This is a genomic window from Paenibacillus sp. JNUCC 35 (genome assembly GCF_058269095.1).
The window spans coordinates 1,601,001-1,619,198 of sequence record NZ_CM177771.1 but is presented as its reverse complement, the minus strand read 5'-3'; the positions used below and the strand labels follow the sequence as shown (position 1 = coordinate 1,619,198).

Here is an 18,198-nt window from a genome sequence, read left to right as displayed (position 1 = left end):
TGGAGCGGCGGTTTGCGCCTACGCCTACGCCGATGCGGCCGTCAGCTGCTGCATCAGGCGCTTCTCGGCGACGACGTACTGCATCAGCGCCTCCTGGGCTTCGGCCAGAAGCGGGGCGGACGGCGACTTGCCGTACTCGCCGAGCTTCGCGACCGCCTTGGCGAGAGCCGCGTTCATCTCCTCGACCTGCGGCTTGGCCGCGTCGGGGATTCCCGCGGCTACCGCCGGCTGCAGAGCCGCCCACGCCTTGGCGGCGGCGTCGAGCGGCTGCAGCGAAGCCGCGTCGATCGCGCCCGGCGAAGCCTCCGCTATCTTCGCGGCGGAGAGGCTGCCGGCCGTGCCGGCGACCTTCGCGCCCTGCGCGAGATAATCCGCGAGCGGCTGGGCGCTGCCGCTCTTCCAGTACACCTTGCCGACAGCGGGAAGATCGAGCGGCTTCGCGAAGACTTCGATTTTCTTGGCGGCAAGGGCGGCTTTCAGCTTCGCGGCGTCCTCCTTGCTCCCGGCCAATCCGACGTACACCGTCGTCTTCGTGCCGGGTTCCGCTACCGCCGCGGCGCCTTTGCCCCGCGCGTCGGCGCGGGCGGTCTCCGCGCTCTGCGGCGTGCTGAAGATGCCGTTCTGCAGCACGGTGTAGGAGCGCGCCGGGATGGAGGCCGCCGCAGTCGGCCCTCCGACCGGCGGGGCAGCGACGGCGGCCGTGCCCGCGGACGGAGCCGAAGCGGCCGGGGCGGAGGCATCCGGCTTCAGCGGCGTGACAGCCCCGGGGCTCGGCTGGGCCTGGGCGGTCGCGGCCGGACCCGCGTCGATCGTGATGGGTTTCTCCGCCCCTCCCGAGAACATGGAAAGGACAAAATAGCCGAAGGCCGCCCCGGTTACCATCGCTCCCGCAACCGATGTGGCGATGCGCAGCAAGCCTCCGCGGTCGGACCGGGAAATGCGCACGCCCGACTTTTCGGGTTCCTCCCAATGAAGGCGGTTATACGGATCCTCGTAGACGGGTTCCCTGCGGTATCCCGGCGGCTCGTCCTCATAGTACGCGTACTCGTTCCGGTTCCTGCTCCGGTTCTGCCCGGGAGGAGGCGCTTGCGCAAGCTGCCGTTCATAGTAATCCCTCTCTCCAGACGTCCTTCTCTCCCTCGTATCCGGCACCGGTACGCCGCCGTTTACGGGACGCGCATAGCCGGCATCCTCCCGCTCGTCTTCTTCAGCGGCGCGCAGGCTGTTATAGCCGGGCAGGGAGGCCGTCCCGTGATCGATAAAGCCGCTGGGATCCTCCGGCCAGCCGAGGTTTGGCGGAAGCGGATAGCGTTCCTCGCGTTCCCGTTCACCTGAATTGCCGCGCCCTGCGGCCGGATTCTCCCGAAACCGGTCATCCGTATATTCGTCCTCCTGCTCGGAGGGCCCCTCAAAGTCCCTCAACTGCCGTGCGGCTGCTTCTTCGTCTCTGCGTTCCATATACGCGGTCCGGTCCAAATCCTCGTATTCCTGTCTTCTTTCTTTTTCTTCCCTGAAGCGTTCGTTAATCGTGCTCTCAAAATAACCGGAATCTCCCCGGTAACCCGGTTCGGATTCCCGGATAAGCTTGGCGATCCGTTCCGTTTCGGCATCATAAGGACTCTGCCATGTACCGAAGTCGGCCGTATATTCATTCAGTCCTTCCCGGTTCCGGGATCCCGCTTCCGTGTCCCTCCGGTTTTGCCGGGCTTTTTTCGCTCGATCCGCCTCCGCGTCTCTCCAAAGAGCTTCCGAAACCGAAAACTCTTCTTTCGTTAAAGGAATAATTTTGCCGCCCGATTTATCTTCTTTACGGTTTGTCCGGTCGTTTCCGTCTATACGGTAAGAAATTCTCGCTTTATTCATACGACCCATCTCCTTATCCGCGTTCTGCTATCAGCCTATGAACGGAAGCGGAAAAATATGTCCGGGCCTCTGTAAATTTTACTAGAGTGGAGTTTCACTAAATATTGGTATATGGTATACGTGTGAAGTGAATAAACGGAGGTAGCCGAATCATGACCCTGAACAACAAAAGAAACTCTTTGCCGCTGCTTGCAAGTATACTCGCTGTCTTGGGCTTTATCGCTTTTACGTCAAACCTGACAAACTCTAACCAATCCACTACTCTATACGTATTTAATCCCCATGTTCCTTTGACGGAGGAGCAGTTTAAAGGGCTCGGTATTGACGTGATCTCTTACAATCCGCCTATGGATAAATTTAAAATCACGTCTTACCCTACATACGTTCTAGTAAAAACCAAAACGCAGGAGCTGATCGGGATAACCAATGATTTTACGGAACTAGGGAGCCTGAGAAAGAAAAGCAACTAGGCGTTTAACTCCCGAAGCGCTTCCCGGCATACTCTTATTTTCCCCATAAAAAAACCTCCCGTCAGCGCAGGCTGAGGAAGGTTTTCGTACTGCGGCGTGCAGTCTATTTTGTTATGTTATGTTGAAAAAACTTCTTTATTCCGCCTCATAGCGGGCGCGAAGCGTTTTGGCGAGACCGTCCGCCGTTTTCCAAATGTCTCCGGCTCCCATCGTGATGACGAGATCACCCGGTTTAACGCGGTCCGTCAAATAGACTTCCGCTTCGCCGCGGGTCGGAATGTAGGTGACGTTCGGATTGCTGTTCTTGCGGATCAGTTCGACGAGCTTCTCGGAGCTGATGCCTTCGATCTGCTTCTCCCCCGCGGGTGAGTAGATGTCGGTGATCAGCACCTCGTCCGCCTCTTTGAACGCATGGCTGAACTGTTCGAATAAGTAAAACGTACGCGTATAGCGCTGGGGCTGGAACACCGCGATAAGATGCTTGCCGGTCGCTTTGGCCGCAGAGATCGTCGCCTCGATTTCCGTAGGATGATGGGCGTAATCGTCGATTACGAGAATGTCGTTCACTTCGCCCAGCACCTGAAACCTCCGTTTGGCGCCGCGGAACTCCTCGATCGCCTCCGCGATCTGGTCAAAGGTAAGGCCCGATTCCAGACACGTAATCAGCGTAGCCATCGCATTGTATACGTTGTGCCGGCCCGGAACCGACAAGCGCAGCTTGCCGAGCGTCTCGCCGCCGCGGCGGACGCTGAAGGACACTTTCCGGTCGCCCAGCTCGATGTCCGTCGCCACATAGTCGGCATCCCGGTCGATGGCGTAAGTAAGGGTCTCGCTTTTGATCTGCGGAAGCATGCCCCGCAAATATTCGTCATCGAGACAGATGATCGCCTTGCCGTCTTCTCTCACCTGGCTGAGGAACTGGGCATAGGCTTTTTTCAGATTCTCGAAATCTCCGTCATAGTTTTCCAGATGATCCGCTTCAATGTTATTCACAAGGGCGAGCGTCGGATGATACTGCAGGAAAGTGCCGTCGCTCTCGTCCGCTTCGGCTACGACGTAGTCGCCTTTGCCCGCTTTGGCATTCGAGCCGATGTTCATGATCTCGCCGCCGATGATATACGTCGGGTCGGTTCCGCAGCGCTCCATCACAAGCGCGATCATGGAAGAGGTGGTCGTTTTGCCGTGCGCTCCGGCTACCGCGATCCCTTTGCGCTCATTCATCAATCTCGCCAGCATTTGCGAGCGGTGAATGACCGGAATGTTCTGCTCTCCGGCCGCGACCATTTCCACATTGTCCTTGGACAACGCCGTGGAGTAGACCACGAGGTCCGCTCCGTTCACGTTCTGGGCTTCATGCCCGATATAGACGCGGGCGCCTTTGGCCCTCAGCTTTTCCGTCAGTTCCTGCTGGGCCAGATCGGAGCCGGACACCTGGTAGCCCATTTCCAGCATCACTTTGGCGATCGCACTCATACCGTAGCCGCCGATGCCGATAAAATGTACGTGTTCTGGGGTATTCAATGTCGTTCTCACCATCCTTTTTCAGAGTCGGTCGTGTATAAGAGCCAAGAACGAACATCAGAAATCAAGTAGAGCGTGCCGGATACGACCGCCAGATCATCCTGTCCCGTTCGCTGCTTCAATTGTTCCAGGGCTTTCTTCCAATCCGGTTCCACCACGATATCGATATCCCGGTTCACGTCCAGTTCCCGGAGGGTCTCCCGGGCCCGGTCGGCCAGACGGGACGCACTTTCTTTTTTATGAAAATCCGGTTCCGTAAGGATAAGCGTATCCACCATTGGTAGTATATGCCTGAAATAGCCGGGTTGATTCTTCGTGGACAACATGCCGGCCATCAAATGCAGTTTCTTATAGGAATACGTGTCTTTCAGGGCGGCGGCCAGCGTCTGCGCCCCCTCGGGATTATGGGCTCCGTCCAGCAGAATCCGCGGATTGTCGGAAACCATTTCAAGGCGGCCGGGCCACTGCGTTTCGCTCATGGCGGCGAAAAGATCTTCGTCGTCCACGATGAGCGCGTTATACTGGCGCAGGACTTCGAGCGTCATCAATGCCGCGGCGGCATTTTTCAGCTGGTGCGCCCCGTTGAGGGAGACCGGCACGTTCTCGATCGAACGGAACGGTCCCGTGAAGTTCAGCTTCTGGTCGTCCAGCTCCGTCGATACGGGCTCGTAAGTAAACTGCTTGCCCAGGAGATAAACGGTCGTGCGTTTGCTCTTGGCGTCCCGGATAAACAGTTCCGCAAGCTCGGGCTGTTCCACGGTCGTAACCAGGGGCACGCCGGGCTTGATGATGCCCGCCTTCTCAAGCGCCACCTGCTCCAACGTATCGCCGAGAATATCCATATGATCGTGGCCGATGTTCGTGATAACGGAAATGACCGGCGACACGATGTTGGTGCAGTCGAGACGGCCGCCGAGCCCCACTTCCAGGACGACATAATCCGGGAACGTGACAGTGCCGAAATACAAGAGCGCCAGCGCCGTGCAAATTTCGAACATCGTCGGGGAACCCAGTTCGGTCTCCGCCAGTTCGTCGGCGATCGGCTTCAGACGGTTCGCCAGAAGCAGGAGAGCCTCTTCTTCAATATCTTGACCGTTATACTGTATACGGTTCGTAAACTTTTCGAGATATGGGGACGTGAAGGTTCCGACATCGTATCCGCTGCGGATAAGCACCTTCGTCAGGAAGGCGCAGGTCGAGCCTTTGCCGTTCGTGCCGCCGACGTGTATGAACTTCAGTCTCCGGTGAGGATGACCGAGTTTTTCCATCAACAGGTCCATTCGTTTGAGTCCGGGTTTGATGCCGACCGGCACGAGTCCGGTGATCCAGTTCACTGCTTCGGTATAAGTCTTGAACGGGGAAGCCGCTTCTGTGTGTTGTTCCATGACTATCATCCCTTTGATTGATGTGAATCGCGGTGCTCCTCGTCAAACCGGACGGGGTGCACCGCGATATTAATGCAGGCTTAGGCTTTCAGTTCGGCCAGACGGGCAACGACTTTGTCGCGCTTATCCGCGTAGTCGGCCATTTTCGCTTTCTCTTCTTCTATGACCTTGGCTGGAGCTTTGGCGATAAAACCTTCGTTGGAAAGCTTCTTCTCGATCCGGGTCACTTCCCCGATGAGCGTCTGCATTTCTTTCTCCAGACGGGCCACTTCCTGAGCGATATCAATAAGTCCCGCGAGCGGCAGGAACAGCTCCGCTCCCGTCACGACAGCCGTCATCGCCTTATCGGGCGACGCGAGTTCCGCGGAAATGCTCAGCTCCGAGGTGCTGCAGAAACGGCGGAGGTACTCTTCGTTGCGGGAAAGAATCGTCTCCACGTCCTGGCCGGATGGCTTGACGAGCAGCTCGATCTTCTTGCTCATCGGAACGTTCACTTCCGCACGAATGTTGCGCACGGCGCGGATAATGTCCATGAGCAGTTCCATTTCGCGCACCGCTTCCGGCGCTTCGAACTGCGCATCGTACACCGGCCAGGCGGCCAATGTGATCGTATCGCCTTCGTGAGGCAGATGCTGCCAGATTTCTTCCGAAATAAACGGCATAAACGGGTGAATCAGGCGCTGCGTCCGGTCAAGCACATAGGCCAGAACGGATTTCGTCGTTTTCTTGGCCGCTTCATCCTCCCCATACAGGGAGAGCTTGCTGAATTCGATATACCAGTCGCACAGATCGTCCCAAATGAAGTTATACAGCAGACGGCCGGTTTCGCCGAATTCGTATTGGTCGATCAGACGCGTTACATCGCGTGCCGTTTCGTTCAGACGGTGCAGAATCCAGCGATCGGCCGTTCCGAGCTTGCCGCTCAGGTCGATGTCCGCAGCCGTGAATCCTTCGAGATTCATCAGCGCAAAACGCGAAGCATTCCAGATCTTGTTCGCGAAGTTGCGTGTCTGCTCCACGCGCTCGATGCGGAAGCGCAAATCCTGTCCCGGCGTGCTCGAAGTCGAGAGCATATACCGCATCGCATCCGCGCCGTATTTCTCGATAATTTCCAGAGGATCGACACCGTTGCCCAGCGATTTGGACATTTTGCGGCCTTCCGAGTCGCGAATGAGACCGTGCAGCAGCACGTCCTTGAACGGAACTTGATCCGTAAATTCCAGGCCGCTGAAAATCATGCGGGCTACCCAGAAATAAATAATGTCATAGCCAGTGACAAGGACATTCGTCGGATAGTAGCGCTGCAGATCTTCGGTCTGCTCCGGCCAGCCGAGTGTCGAGAACGGCCAAAGCGCGGAGGAGAACCAGGTATCGAGGACGTCTTCGTCCTGACGGATATTTTCGCTTCCGCAGTGCCCGCAGGCATGAGCGTCCTGCTGAGCGACGGTCACCTCGCCGCAGTCCGCGCAGTACCACGCCGGAATGCGGTGTCCCCACCAAAGCTGGCGGGAAATGCACCAGTCGCGTACATTTTCGATCCACTGCAGGTAGATCTTCTCGAAACGGTCCGGAACGAAGTTGACGCCGGAGCCGTTCTTCTGCGCTTCAATGGCGCGTTCGGCAAGCGGCTGCATTTTCACGAACCACTGCGTGGACAAGTAAGGCTCTACAACGGCGCCGCTGCGCTCGCTGTGTCCGACCTGGTGGACGTGTTCCTCGATTTTGACGAGGACCCCCTGCTCCTGCAGGTCGGCGACGATTTTCTTGCGGCAGTCCGCACGGTCCAGCCCCTGGTAAGGGCCCGCGTTGGCATTCATCGTGCCGGATTCGTCCATCACGAGAATTTGCGGCAGGTCGTGGCGCTTGCCCACTTCGAAGTCGTTCGGATCGTGCGCCGGTGTAATTTTAACCGCGCCGCTTCCGAAATCTTTCTCGACGTACTCGTCGGCGATAACCGGAATTTCACGGCCGACCACCGGCAGCACGAGCATTTTTCCGATCATATGCTTGTAACGCTCGTCTTCCGGATGAACGGCAACGGCCGTATCGCCGAGCATCGTTTCCGGACGGGTAGTCGCTACCGTAATGGAGCCGCTTCCGTCTTTGAGCGGATACACCAGGTGGTACAAGCTGCCCTGGATTTCTTTATATTCAACCTCGATGTCGGACAAAGCGGTCCGCGCTTTCGGGTCCCAGTTGATGATATATTTGCCGCGGTAAATCAGGCCCTTGTTGTACAGGCTCACGAAAACTTCGCGCACGGCTTTGGACAAACCTTCGTCGAGCGTAAACCGTTCACGCGAATAATCGAGGGAAAAGCCCATTTTCGCCCACTGCTCGCGGATGGTTTCGGCGTAGAGGTCTTTCCATTCCCACACTTTCTCCAGGAACTTCTCCCGTCCGAGGTCGTAGCGGGAAAGCCCTTCTTCTCGCAGCTTCTGCTCCACCTTGGTTTGTGTGGCGATACCCGCGTGGTCGGAGCCCGGAAGCCAGAGCGCGTCATAGCCCTGCATCCGCTTCGTGCGCACCAGAATATCCTGCAGCGTAAAATCGAGCGCGTGGCCCAGGTGCAGTAACCCCGTTACGTTCGGCGGCGGGATTACAATCGTATAGGTTTCCGCGTCCGGACGCTGCCCGGCACGGAAAAATCCGTTAGAAATCCAGTAATCGTACCATTTTTTCTCGCTTTGCGAGGGATCGTAGGTTGTCGGCATGGATACCGAGTTTTTATCGCTTGTTTCTGCCATAGTCCATTTCCTCCATTCAAGTACCTTGCGCAGCTGCTCCAGCTAACAAAAAAATCCCTTCGCCGCAAAGGACGAAAGGATGTGCTTCCGTGGTACCACCTTCATTTCACGCCTGCTCCCGAAACGAGCGGAACGTGACACTTGAGACGCATATAACGGTGCGGGCCGGTTCACGCTAGACTTTACCGCCTTAAAGCGGATAAGTGCTCACGCAAACAACTCCGGGGCGACTTCGAACGGCCTTTTATCTCCCTGTGGAACCTTCCAGCGCTGCAATTCCACTCTCTGAAGGGCTCGCCGTCTACTACTCCCCATCCACGTCGATTCAACGTAATGAAAAATGTTTGTAAAGCAAACCGTTAAATTACACTTTATGATAAACCAAACGGACCAAAAACGTCAATCTTTTCAATACGAAAAGGGTTACTACTCATCATATCCAAGGGGGCGCCCGCATAAACTGGTAACGGAAATTTTTATTATTTGAGGGGGATACTCATGCAAAAATGGTGGTGGAATACCCGGAACACCGTTCGGGGCGTGCTTTTCCCGCTCATCTGCATTCAATTTGTCCGCACGCTGATTTTTCCCAACGGCCTCGATGTCATTCTCTTGTTCGTTCTTTTTCTCGCCTATCTCGGTTTTCTTCTGGACGTCTATTAATAATAGTAGGTTTGCAAAAAACAAGACGGAAAAAACCGGCAACGCTGGATGCGTCACCGGCCGTACCTTCCTTACTTCACAATGGTGTCAAGCAGCATGCGGCCTGTTTCCATCTGAAGATCGTACTCACGCTGATACTGATTGATAATGTCGGTGCTGAATCCTTCATTCTGAAGCGCATTCTGGGCACTGCCCACAATATCCCTGAAATCGGACACGCACTGAGCGAAGCGCTCGGAAGCTTCCTTATAAAGAGTAGATTTCTGGTGCGTTGTCGTAGCCCGGGAAAACTGCATCGCGTAAGAAACGAGGTCACGCTGGCACGCCGATTTCAGCGCATTCAGCTTCCGAATCGTTTCTTTGTTGATGGAATCGTAACGGTCATCGCGGTCCTTGCCACCATTGCCGTTACCATTGCCGTTGTTTCCTTGGCCGTTGCCGTTGTTGCCATTACCGTTGTTGCCATTACCGTTGTTACCGTTACCGTTGTTGCCGTTGCCGTTGTTACCATTGCCGTTGTTGCCGTTGCCGTTGTTACCATTGCCCTGGCCATTCCCTTGGCCGTTGCCTTGGTTTCCATTGTTTCCGTTGTTTCCGTTGTTTCCGTTGTTGCCTTTATCTTGCCCGTTACCATTACCGTTACCGCCGGCCTGGTTGCCTTTGTCGGTGTTCTTGTCCTGGCCTTTGTCCTGGCCTTTGTCCTGGCCGTTTCCGTTGCCTTGACCGCCGCCGTTGTTCTGGCCCTTCCCGTTACCGGAATCCGGAACAGGTGTTGGAACAGGTGTTGGAACCGGCGTCGGGACAGGCCTCGGGTCTGGCTTAGGTTCAGGCTTAGGGACAGGAAACTTCTGATTGCCGCCCGTAAGAATCGGGAGCAGATATTCATTCAGGAAGCCCCATACATTGTTGGCAAGCTGATCAAAACTCGCGCGGGCGTTCTGATTCACCGCCGCTTGCGCATTAGCCTGGCCCGGCTGGAAAGCCGGGGACAGCAGAGCCAGCAGCAGTGCGGCCACGAGCGCTTTATTTAACTTTTTCACAATCTCACTCTCCTCTTGGCGGGCGTTCTGACAAAACCGCAGCTCACTCGTTAACGGATTGCTGATACGACTTGCCTTTGCTCAAGCCATATTTGCTTGCAATGGTGATCAGCTCGTTATACTCGCTTTCGCTCAGCTTGGCCATGATGATCGCTTTCGCCTTTTTCTTTTCCTCGCGTGACACGCCGTCCTTCATCAGGAGGCTTAGCTGCTTGATGTCGCTTGCCTGCAGCCGCTTCAGCAGAACGGATGTAATCTTCATCCGATCCGACCAGGAAATCTCCCCGCTTAGGCGCTCGGCCCGTTCCGCCGGTATGGCTGCCGGGTCTTTGGGGCGGCTTTTCGCGCTTCCGCTGCCGCGTCCGTCGCTGCCCTCCTCCGCCGATCCGGCTGCCTGATGTCCGGCCTGCCCCGGGTCCGGCCGGGCGGACGGCGCCGCAGACGCAGGAGCTTTCCCGCTGCCCGGCGCGGCCTTTACGGCCGGGAAAGCTTCCTGCGGACGGGAGCCGTCCTGTCCATCCGCACCGGGCGAAGCCGGCGCCCCGCCACCCGGAACCGGGCGGCCTTCCGGCGCTTCCTTGCCCGCAGCGTCAGCTTCGTCGGCGGCCTCCCCAATACTTAAGGAGGCCGCCGTCCGGATCATTTCATCCGAAATCCGGACGGCCGCAAAACTCCCGGCCATTCCCGCTATAAGGATGCCTGTCCCCACCCAAAGGAACAAGCGGCGTCGTTTGTTCATCTCCCGGCCTCCCGCCTTTTAATCCGGATGCTTGTCCGCCAAAGCCGAATCCCCCAAGGCGCCGCCCACACGGCTGCTGATAGTCCCGCCAAGCCTCCGGCTGTATCTAAGACAACATCCTGTATTGCGCTGGTACGCATGGCTGCGGCCGATTGAACCCATTCATCCCCCATCGCGATCGCGACGACATACAGCAGGGAAAAGAGTGCCCGCTTCCTCCGCCGGCTCCCCCAGAGAGAAAGAGCTTGATACGCAAGTGCGGCAAGTACGGCATAAACAACCAGATGGGCTGTTTTACGGAAAATAAATTCGATGAACCGCATCGGATCGGACTGCGCCCGAATAATCGTATGATGGTAGCGCACCGTCACCTGCGGGATATAGGCATGAATCTCCTCCTTTGTGAAAAGTTTATGCAATAAAGGCTGTATGCTCTGCTCGCGAAACGATTGATGAGACCAATGGAAGACGAGCAGCGTCCACAGCAATACAGGCAAAATCCATAAAAGCTTAGAGCGAGACAGTTTTGGCCGCACTGGCATTTGCGCTGCCGGTTGTGACGGCGGGACGCCCGACGGAATAATAGACGAACTCCCGCTCTTTCATTTCCCGGACGGAGAAACAGTTGCGCCCGTCCACGATAATCGGAGCCGTCAGCAGTTGTTTCACCCGGGTCAGATCCATTTCGACGATCTCGCTCCATTCCGTCAAAATGAGGCAGGCATCGCAGCCTTCCAATGCTTCTTCAAGCGTCTCGAAATCTTCGTAATACTCGGCGATCTGATTGCGCGCGGCCTGCATCGCGATAGGATCGTAGGCGCGTACAGAGGCGCCGAGCCGGACCAGTTCCGGAATGATGGTCAAGGAAGGGGCGTAGCGCATATCGTCGGTGTTCGGCTTGAAGGCAAGTCCGAGTACGCCGATCTTTTTGCCTTCCAGACAACCCAGAGCCTGTTTCAACTTGTCCACGACAACAAAGCGCTGTTCGTCGTTGGCTGCGATAACCGATTTCAGCAAGGAGAAATCGAATCCCGCTTCTTCGGCGATATAAGAAAGCGCAAAAGTATCTTTGGGGAAGCAGCTTCCCCCGTAACCGATGCCCGCCTGCAGAAACTTCGCGCCGATTCGGCTGTCCAGACCCATGCCTGCGGCAACGGAGGTGATGTCGGCGCCGACACGTTCGCAAACGTTGGCGATTCCGTTGATAAAAGAAATTTTGGTGGCCAGAAAAGCATTGGCCGCATATTTGATCATTTCCGCGCTCTCCAGATTCGTCTGGAAAATGCGGGTGCGGAAAGGGGCGTGAAGATCGGCGATCCGCTTGGCCGCCTTGTCGCTCGTGGCGCCGATGACGGCGCGCTCCATGTTCATGCAGTCCTCGATGGCCGAACCTTCCCTTAAAAACTCGGGATTGGAAACGACGTCGAACTGGACAAAGCGGTTTTTCCGGTTTTCCATAATAATCTGCTGGACCTGCTCACCGGTTCCGACGGGAACCGTGCTTTTGTTCACGATAATTTTGTAGCTATTCAAATGCTGGCCGATCGTTCGGGCAACCTCGTGCACATAGCGCATATCGGCTTCGCCGTTATCGCCCATCGGTGTGCCGACCGCGATATAAATGATGTCCGACGCTTCGATGGCGTCGCCGATTTCGGAAGTAAAAAACAGACGGTCGGCATCGACGTTTTTTTTCACCAGTTCTTTGAGACCCGGCTCGTAAATCGGAATCTCGCCTTTGCGCAGCATCGCGATTTTGAACGGATCGACGTCGCAGCAGATGACCCGGTTGCCGATTTCAGAAAAGCAAGTTCCGGAAACAAGCCCTACATAACCACTGCCGACTACTGTAATTTTTTCCATTCTACTTCGCCACCTTACTGATAGGATTGTGAAGCGCAGCGTGCTGCTCGTGAACCGATTGAATGTATCCCAGCAAATCCTGCTTTAAATCCTCGCGCTGCAGAGCGAAGTCGAGGGTGGCTTTAATGAAGCCGAATTTGTCCCCCACATCGTAACGGACGCCCGAGAAGTTGTAGGCGACAACGGGCTTCTGCTCGTTCAGCCTGCGGATCGCGTCCGTCAGCTGGATTTCGCCGCCCGCTCCCGGCGCCTGATTTTCCAGAATTTCAAAAATTTCCGGAGTCAGCACGTAGCGTCCCATAATCGCATAATTGGAAGGAGCCGCTTTGCGCGAAGGCTTTTCCACGAGCGTTTCCAGGAAAAAGACATCCGGTTCGATGGAGGAGCCTCTCGGCGCGATGACACCGTACTTGGAAACGTCTTCGTCGCTGACCCGCTGCACGCCCACGACGGACGAGGAGTAGCGGGAATGAATGCGGAGCAATTGCTTCAGGCAGGGCTCCTCGGATTGCACGATATCGTCGCCGAGCAGAACGGCGAACGGTTCGTTGCCGACGAAGCTGCGGGCGCACCAGATGGCGTGACCGAGGCCTTTCGGTTCTTTTTGCCGGATATAATGAATATTCGCCATGTCGGAGATGGCCTGAATTTGTTTAAGTTCTCCGTGTTTACCCTTTTTGTCCAGGGTTTCTTCCAGTTCGAACGACTTGTCGAAATGATCTTCAATCGCGCGCTTGCCCCGTCCGCTGATAATCAGAATATCTTCGATGCCGGACGAAATGGCTTCCTCGATAATGTATTGGATCGTCGGTTTGTCCACGATCGGGAGCATTTCCTTCGGTTGGGCTTTCGTAGCTGGCAGAAACCGGGTGCCGAGACCTGCCGCCGGAATTATCGCTTTACGCACTTTCATGATTCATTCCTCCTTATGGTCGTTAACTGCGGGTGGCTCTAAGCGTTCAAAGCATGAAGCAGAATGCCGATGACAAAATCCTGATCCGATTCGCTGAGGCTGGAACCGGAAGGCAGGCACAACCCTTGTTCGAAGAGGCGGTCGGACACGCTTGTTCCCTCTTCGTGCGAGTAGTAAGCGCACTTGCCGTACAGCGGCTGCAGATGCATCGGCTTCCAGACCGGCCGGGACTCCACATTCTCCACGGCCAGGCGCGCGATAAGCTCTTCCGTCGTGATGCCTGCCGCGGCCGGATCGACCGTCAATGCGGTCAGCCAGCGCGTGGAGCGGCCGTATGGCGCCTCGGGCATAAACGCGATGCCTTCGATGCCGCCAAGCGCCTCGCGGTACCGGTCGAACACGGCCCGGCGGGCGTTCACGCGTTCATCCAGCACACGCAGCTGCCCGCGACCGACACCGGCGAGAATGTTGCTCATCCGGTAGTTGTAGCCGACCTCGCTGTGCTGGTAATGGGGAGCCTGATCTCTTGCCTGCGTGGCCCAGAAGCGGGCTTTCTCCAAGGCTTCCAGATCGTCCGACACCAGCATGCCTCCGCCGGAAGTCGTGATGATCTTATTGCCGTTGAACGAGTAGACGCCGAAACGTCCAAGCGTTCCGCTCGACTTGCCGGAACAGGTCGCGCCGAGCGACTCGGCCGCATCCTCGACAACGGGAACGCCGTAGGCGTCGAGCAGTTCCAGGAGAGGCACCATGTCCGCGCTCTGGCCGTAGAGGTTGACGACGACCGCCGCTTTGGGCAGCCGTCCTTCCCGCTTCGACTCGGCGAGAGCCCGCTCCAATGCGGCCGGCGACATGTTCCAGGTCGCTTCGTCCGAGTCGATCAGCACAGGCTCCGCGCCTTGGTACACGATCGGATTGACGCTGGCGACGAACGTGAGCGAGGAGCACAGGACGCGGTCGCCCGGGCCTACGCCAAGGAGACGCAGCGCCTCGTGGATACCGGCGGTGCCGGAGCTGAGGGCCACGGCTCCCTTCGAGCCGGTGTAGGCCGCCAGCTCGGCTTCGAACGCGTCCACGTTCGGTCCGAGCGGAGCGATCCAGTTCGTCTCGAACGCTTCGCGGACGAACTTCTGCTCCTCCTCGCCGATATGCGGAGGAGACAGGAGAATACGGCTCCGGCCGGTTCCCGGCAGACCATCCACTGTTCCGGGGGCGGCCCCTGTTTGAAGCTGTGCGGCGCGGGCCGGTGAAGCATGAGTTTGAAGTTGAGCAGCCATATTCGGTCCTCCTTTGATTGATCCGGTCATTCGGTCAAATGGAATAAGAGCGTGTTTATGTACCTGAGGGATTACGATTTATTGAATGAAATACGAATCATTTCGCTAAATCCGGGTAACACCGAGCGCAGCTCAGTTCCCGGCGCACGCCGCGGTGCAGCACGACGTTGGTCACCCGCATATCGGCTGATTGCCGGGCAGCTCGCTCGCCGCCCCGGACGGGTGAATCAACGCACCTTTCAGCCGCTCATGCCTGCCGAATCACCCGGGCAGGCACGCCCGCGGCCGTGCATCCGGCGGGGATATCGCGCACCGCCACCGCTCCGGCGCCCAGCGTGCTCCACTCGCCGACGGCGAGCCCCTGGATCACGGAGGCCCCGATGCCGATGTGCGCCCCCGCTCCCACGGCGACACCGCCGGCCAGGGCCGCGTTCGGCGACACATGCGCGTAGTCGCCGATCACGCAGTCGTGCTCCACGACGGCGCCGGTGTTGACGATCGCGTGGGCGCCGATCCGGGCCCCCGCGTTGACGACCGCGCCCGGCATCACGGCTGTGCCGGGCGCCAGGCTCGCGTCCCTGCTCACGACGGCGCGGGGATGGATCAGCAGCGCGAAGCGGCCGGGCTCCGCGCCGAGCGATTCGGCGACCCTGCGGCGGATCGCGCAGCTGCCGATGGCGACGAAGACGTGCAGGTCTTCGTCTTCCGCGAGCATGCGGTCCGCCAGCCCAACCGGTCCGCGGGGCAGGCCGTCCGCCCCGGCGGCCGGGACCGCATAGCGGTCGTCGAGCACGGCGGCAAGCTCGTACTGCCCGCCGGCCCGCGCAATGTCGCGCACGACCTTGGCGTGGCCCCCGTCGCCGATCAGGAGAAGTCTCCTCACGACGGGCTTCCGATACCGGATGCGGCGCTTCCGGTGTACTTGGTCGTCGTGGCCTGCCCTTCCTGCGACACGCCTTCCCTGCGGACGACTTTAACGGCGGTCAGCAGAAGAATTTTGACATAGAGGCGGAAGGACCGGTTGTCGACATACCACACGTCGAGTTTGAACTTGTCTTCCCACGAAATCGCGTTCCGTCCGTTCACCTGCGCCCACCCCGTAATCCCGGGGCGTACCCAGTGGCGCCGCTTCTGCTCGTCGGTATACAACTCCAGATATTCCATAAGCAGCGGCCGGGGGCCGACAAGGCTCATATCGCCCTTGATCACGTTCAAAAGCTGCGGAATTTCGTCCAGGCTTAGCTTGCGCAGAAGCTTGCCGAAAGCGGTCAGCCTAACTTCGTCCGGAAGCAGATTCCCGGATGAATCTCTCTTGTCTGTCATCGTCCGGTACTTGTAGACGTGGAACGGCTGTCCGAATCGTCCCGGCCGCTTCTGCTTGAACAGCACCGGCGAACCCAGCTTCATGCGGACAAGAAGCCCGACGACCGCATAGACCGGAAGCAGCAGGAGCACCAGAGGCAGTGCGATAGCAAGATCCGCCGTACGCAGGACGGTATGCCCAAGCCATCTTCCGATGCGGCCCTTTTCTCTTTCTCCCGCACGGAGCTCTTTGTACATCGTTTCCAGCCTTTTGACGACAATCTGCTCGGTAAATTCCTGTTCGATTCTGCGCCGTCCGCCTTGTCCCAGCAAGGTGCCGTACGCTTTGTTCTCGATGAGGGTGCGGAAGGATTTGGCGAGCGCCCCCGTATTTTTGTAAGGAACGAGCAAGCCCGTGTCCTCATGCCGGACCAGCTCCCGCGTACCGAGCACATCGCTTGCGACCACGGGTTTGGAAAAAGCCATCGCTTCCATCAGAAAACGCGGAATTCCTTCTTTCTCGGAAGTCAGCACGACGATGTCGGCCATTTTCAGAAAGGCATACAGGTCGGAACGGTGCCCGATCAGCAGCACTTCTTTTTGCAGGCCGAGCTCGGCGATCCGTTCGAGAATTTGCTTTTCCAGCGGACCTTTGCCGGCTAGCAGACACACGAAATCCGTGACCCCCTGGCTTTTCAACAGGGCGAGCGCGTCCAGCAGAAAATGATGATCCTTCACCGGCTCCATTCTCGCTCCCATGAGCAGAACGGTCTTATTTTGCGGGACGCCGTAAGTCGCCTTTAACGTCTCCAGCTCTTCCCGGCTGATACTGCCGGCCGCCTTGTCCAGCTTGTCCAGGTCGACGCCGTTGCCTTCGTAGTACACGATCTTGCCCGCGTTCAACGACTGAAGCTTCGCCATGTCTTCCCGGTTCTGGGAAGCAAGCGCATCGCAGAAGTACGTGCCGATTTTTTCAAGTGTCCGGTAAATCGTATAAGCCGTCTTTGACTGGCCTTCATAGAACGGCAGGCCGTGGCTCGTGTGCATAATGACCGGAGTGCGGGCCAGCCAGGCGGCGGCTCGTCCGATAATCCCAGCCTTGGCCGTATGGGTATGGACGATGTCATAGCCTTCGCGCTTGATAAGCCTTCTCATCCGGAGGATCGAACGCACATCTTCCACAGGACGTATTTTGCGGTTCATCTGCACGAACTTCAGTTTGAGTCCGCTGTTCTTCATCGCCTGCTCATCGTAGCCTTCCGAGGATGAAATCAGATGGACTTCATGCCCGGCCTGCTGCAGGACGGACATTTTGTCCGCCAAAATTTTGTGAGAGATAGCCGACGTACAAATATGGGCGATTTTGCTCAAGCGAAGCCTCCCCTTTCCGTCTAAGATGCGTTTGCTTTAAGCCCCGTAATACCCGACATACCAGTCGGCGAACTTGCGGAGCCCTTCCGAAATAGGCGTCGACGGGCGGAATCCGACATCTCTCTGAAGAGCGTCAATGTCCGCGAAAGTCGCCTGTACGTCACCCGGCTGCATGGGCCTCATCTCGATGTCCGCCTTCGTACCCAGGCTCTCTTCCAGCGTCCGGATAAAGGTCATGAGCTCCACCGGCGAATTGTTGCCGATGTTGTACACTTTATAAGGCGCATAGCTCGTGCTCGGGTCGGGATTTTCCCTATCCCAGTCCTTATTCGGCGCGGGCGGGCGGTCCAGCAGCCTCACAATACCTTCGACGATGTCGTCGATATACGTAAAGTCGCGCCGCATTTTTCCTTCATTGAACACTTGAATGGGCTTGCCCTCGAGAATGTTGCGGGTAAAAGAGAAATACGCCATATCCGGGCGCCCCCACGGTCCGTATACCGTAAAGAAGCGCAGCCCCGTCACCGGTATTCCGTACAGGTGGCTGTAAGAATGAGCCATCAGCTCATTCGCTTTTTTGGTAGCCGCATACAGGCTGACGGGATGGTCCACCGGGTCGTCCGTCGAGAACGGCATTTTGGTATTGGCGCCGTATACCGAGCTGGAGGACGCGTAGATGAGATGGTCGATTTTGTAGGTCCGGCACGCTTCCAGGACGTTCAAAAATCCGGTCAGATTCGAATCGGCGTAAGCCCTCGGGTTCTGGAGGCTGTACCTTACGCCCGCTTGAGCGGCCAGATTGACGGCCACCCGGATTTCATGCTCGCCGAACACCCGGTTAAGCTGCTCGTGGTCGCATAAATCGGCCGTATAATGATGATAATTCGGGTAATTTTGAAGCTGCTTCAGCCTGTCTTGTTTCAGCGTTACGGCATAGTAATCGTTGAGATTATCGTAACCGACTACCTTCGCCCCGCTTTCCAGCAGCCTTAAAGCCAAATGATAGCCGATAAAACCGGCTGATCCGGTGATCAGAATGGACAC

General features: G+C 57.3%; 15 protein-coding genes. 2 read left to right on the top strand and 13 right to left on the bottom strand.

Annotated features, from left to right (window positions below; all coding sequences use genetic code 11):
• Window positions 1-24: 24 nt before the first annotated feature.
• On the bottom strand, window positions 25-1,863 hold the full coding sequence (locus AC2TF6_RS07355; RefSeq protein ID WP_491310507.1) for an SPOR domain-containing protein: 1,839 nt from the start codon (window positions 1,861-1,863) through the stop codon (window positions 25-27).
• Window positions 1,864-2,015: 152 nt separating this feature from the next.
• Here AC2TF6_RS07355 and AC2TF6_RS07350 point away from each other — a divergent pair, with 152 nt between their 5' ends.
• Entirely contained in the window at window positions 2,016-2,333 is a 318-nt protein-coding gene (locus AC2TF6_RS07350) for a hypothetical protein (RefSeq protein ID WP_491310506.1), read from the top strand.
• A gap of 135 nt (window positions 2,334-2,468) precedes the next feature.
• On the opposite strand, the gene murC is transcribed toward AC2TF6_RS07350, so the two are convergent.
• From murC to AC2TF6_RS07335, 3 genes are all read right to left on the bottom strand, one after another.
• Window positions 2,469-3,854 carry a UDP-N-acetylmuramate--L-alanine ligase gene (murC, locus tag AC2TF6_RS07345; protein ID WP_491310505.1) on the bottom strand — a complete coding sequence of 462 codons (1,386 nt, stop codon included), beginning with the start codon at window positions 3,852-3,854 and terminating at the stop codon, window positions 2,469-2,471.
• Between the two features lie 8 nt (window positions 3,855-3,862).
• Complete coding sequence (locus tag AC2TF6_RS07340; RefSeq protein WP_491310504.1) at window positions 3,863-5,239, bottom strand: bifunctional folylpolyglutamate synthase/dihydrofolate synthase; 1,377 nt, start codon at window positions 5,237-5,239, stop codon at window positions 3,863-3,865.
• An 80-nt stretch (window positions 5,240-5,319) separates the two neighbouring features.
• Window positions 5,320-7,986, bottom strand: a complete 2,667-nt coding sequence (locus AC2TF6_RS07335) for a valine--tRNA ligase (RefSeq protein ID WP_491310503.1) — start codon at window positions 7,984-7,986, stop codon at window positions 5,320-5,322.
• 498 nt (window positions 7,987-8,484) lie between these two features.
• On the opposite strand from AC2TF6_RS07335, the gene AC2TF6_RS07330 reads away from it, so the two are divergent.
• Window positions 8,485-8,649: a YszA family small membrane protein gene (locus AC2TF6_RS07330; RefSeq protein ID WP_454233609.1), complete on the top strand. Its 165-nt coding sequence runs from the start codon at window positions 8,485-8,487 to the stop codon at window positions 8,647-8,649.
• A 71-nt stretch (window positions 8,650-8,720) separates the two neighbouring features.
• On the opposite strand, the gene AC2TF6_RS07325 is transcribed toward AC2TF6_RS07330, so the two are convergent.
• The 9 genes from AC2TF6_RS07325 to AC2TF6_RS07285 form a co-directional block, all read right to left on the bottom strand.
• On the bottom strand, window positions 8,721-9,689 hold the full coding sequence (locus tag AC2TF6_RS07325) for a hypothetical protein (protein ID WP_491310502.1): 969 nt from the start codon (window positions 9,687-9,689) through the stop codon (window positions 8,721-8,723).
• 43 nt (window positions 9,690-9,732) lie between these two features.
• Window positions 9,733-10,428, bottom strand: a complete 696-nt coding sequence (locus AC2TF6_RS07320) for a hypothetical protein (RefSeq protein ID WP_491310501.1) — start codon at window positions 10,426-10,428, stop codon at window positions 9,733-9,735.
• Window positions 10,425-10,916 (bottom strand): VanZ family protein, encoded by a 492-nt coding sequence (locus AC2TF6_RS07315; protein ID WP_369993054.1) that lies wholly within the window; start codon window positions 10,914-10,916, stop codon window positions 10,425-10,427. Before AC2TF6_RS07315 ends, AC2TF6_RS07320 begins: the two co-directional genes overlap by 4 nt.
• Before the next feature lie 22 nt (window positions 10,917-10,938).
• Complete coding sequence (tuaD, locus tag AC2TF6_RS07310; RefSeq protein WP_491310500.1) at window positions 10,939-12,291, bottom strand: UDP-glucose 6-dehydrogenase TuaD; 1,353 nt, start codon at window positions 12,289-12,291, stop codon at window positions 10,939-10,941.
• A 1-nt stretch (window position 12,292) separates the two neighbouring features.
• Window positions 12,293-13,204: a UTP--glucose-1-phosphate uridylyltransferase GalU gene (gene galU, locus AC2TF6_RS07305; RefSeq protein WP_042230487.1), complete on the bottom strand. Its 912-nt coding sequence runs from the start codon at window positions 13,202-13,204 to the stop codon at window positions 12,293-12,295.
• A gap of 38 nt (window positions 13,205-13,242) precedes the next feature.
• Window positions 13,243-14,481 (bottom strand): DegT/DnrJ/EryC1/StrS family aminotransferase, encoded by a 1,239-nt coding sequence (locus tag AC2TF6_RS07300; RefSeq protein ID WP_491310499.1) that lies wholly within the window; start codon window positions 14,479-14,481, stop codon window positions 13,243-13,245.
• Window positions 14,482-14,728: 247 nt separating this feature from the next.
• Window positions 14,729-15,364 carry an acetyltransferase gene (locus tag AC2TF6_RS07295; protein WP_491310498.1) on the bottom strand — a complete coding sequence of 212 codons (636 nt, stop codon included), beginning with the start codon at window positions 15,362-15,364 and terminating at the stop codon, window positions 14,729-14,731.
• Window positions 15,361-17,154 (bottom strand): sugar transferase, encoded by a 1,794-nt coding sequence (locus AC2TF6_RS07290; protein WP_491310497.1) that lies wholly within the window; start codon window positions 17,152-17,154, stop codon window positions 15,361-15,363. Before AC2TF6_RS07290 ends, AC2TF6_RS07295 begins: the two co-directional genes overlap by 4 nt.
• Before the next feature lie 36 nt (window positions 17,155-17,190).
• Window positions 17,191-18,198, bottom strand: coding sequence for an NAD-dependent epimerase (locus AC2TF6_RS07285; protein ID WP_491310496.1), 1,008 nt, complete (start codon window positions 18,196-18,198; stop codon window positions 17,191-17,193).

Bases quoted from the DNA above. Each gene is read 5' to 3' on its own strand.
- AC2TF6_RS07355 (WP_491310507.1), bottom strand. From the start codon at position 1,863: ATGAATAAAGCGAGAATTTCTTACCGTATAGACGGAAACGACCGGACA.
- AC2TF6_RS07350 (WP_491310506.1), top strand. From the start codon at position 2,016: ATGACCCTGAACAACAAAAGAAACTCTTTGCCGCTGCTTGCAAGTATA.
- AC2TF6_RS07340 (WP_491310504.1), bottom strand. From the start codon at position 5,239: ATGGAACAACACACAGAAGCGGCTTCCCCGTTCAAGACTTATACCGAA.
- AC2TF6_RS07335 (WP_491310503.1), bottom strand. From the start codon at position 7,986: ATGGCAGAAACAAGCGATAAAAACTCGGTATCCATGCCGACAACCTAC.
- AC2TF6_RS07330 (WP_454233609.1), top strand. From the start codon at position 8,485: ATGCAAAAATGGTGGTGGAATACCCGGAACACCGTTCGGGGCGTGCTT.
- AC2TF6_RS07320 (WP_491310501.1), bottom strand. From the start codon at position 10,428: ATGAACAAACGACGCCGCTTGTTCCTTTGGGTGGGGACAGGCATCCTT.
- tuaD (WP_491310500.1), bottom strand. From the start codon at position 12,291: ATGGAAAAAATTACAGTAGTCGGCAGTGGTTATGTAGGGCTTGTTTCC.
- galU (WP_042230487.1), bottom strand. From the start codon at position 13,204: ATGAAAGTGCGTAAAGCGATAATTCCGGCGGCAGGTCTCGGCACCCGG.
- AC2TF6_RS07300 (WP_491310499.1), bottom strand. From the start codon at position 14,481: ATGGCTGCTCAACTTCAAACTCATGCTTCACCGGCCCGCGCCGCACAG.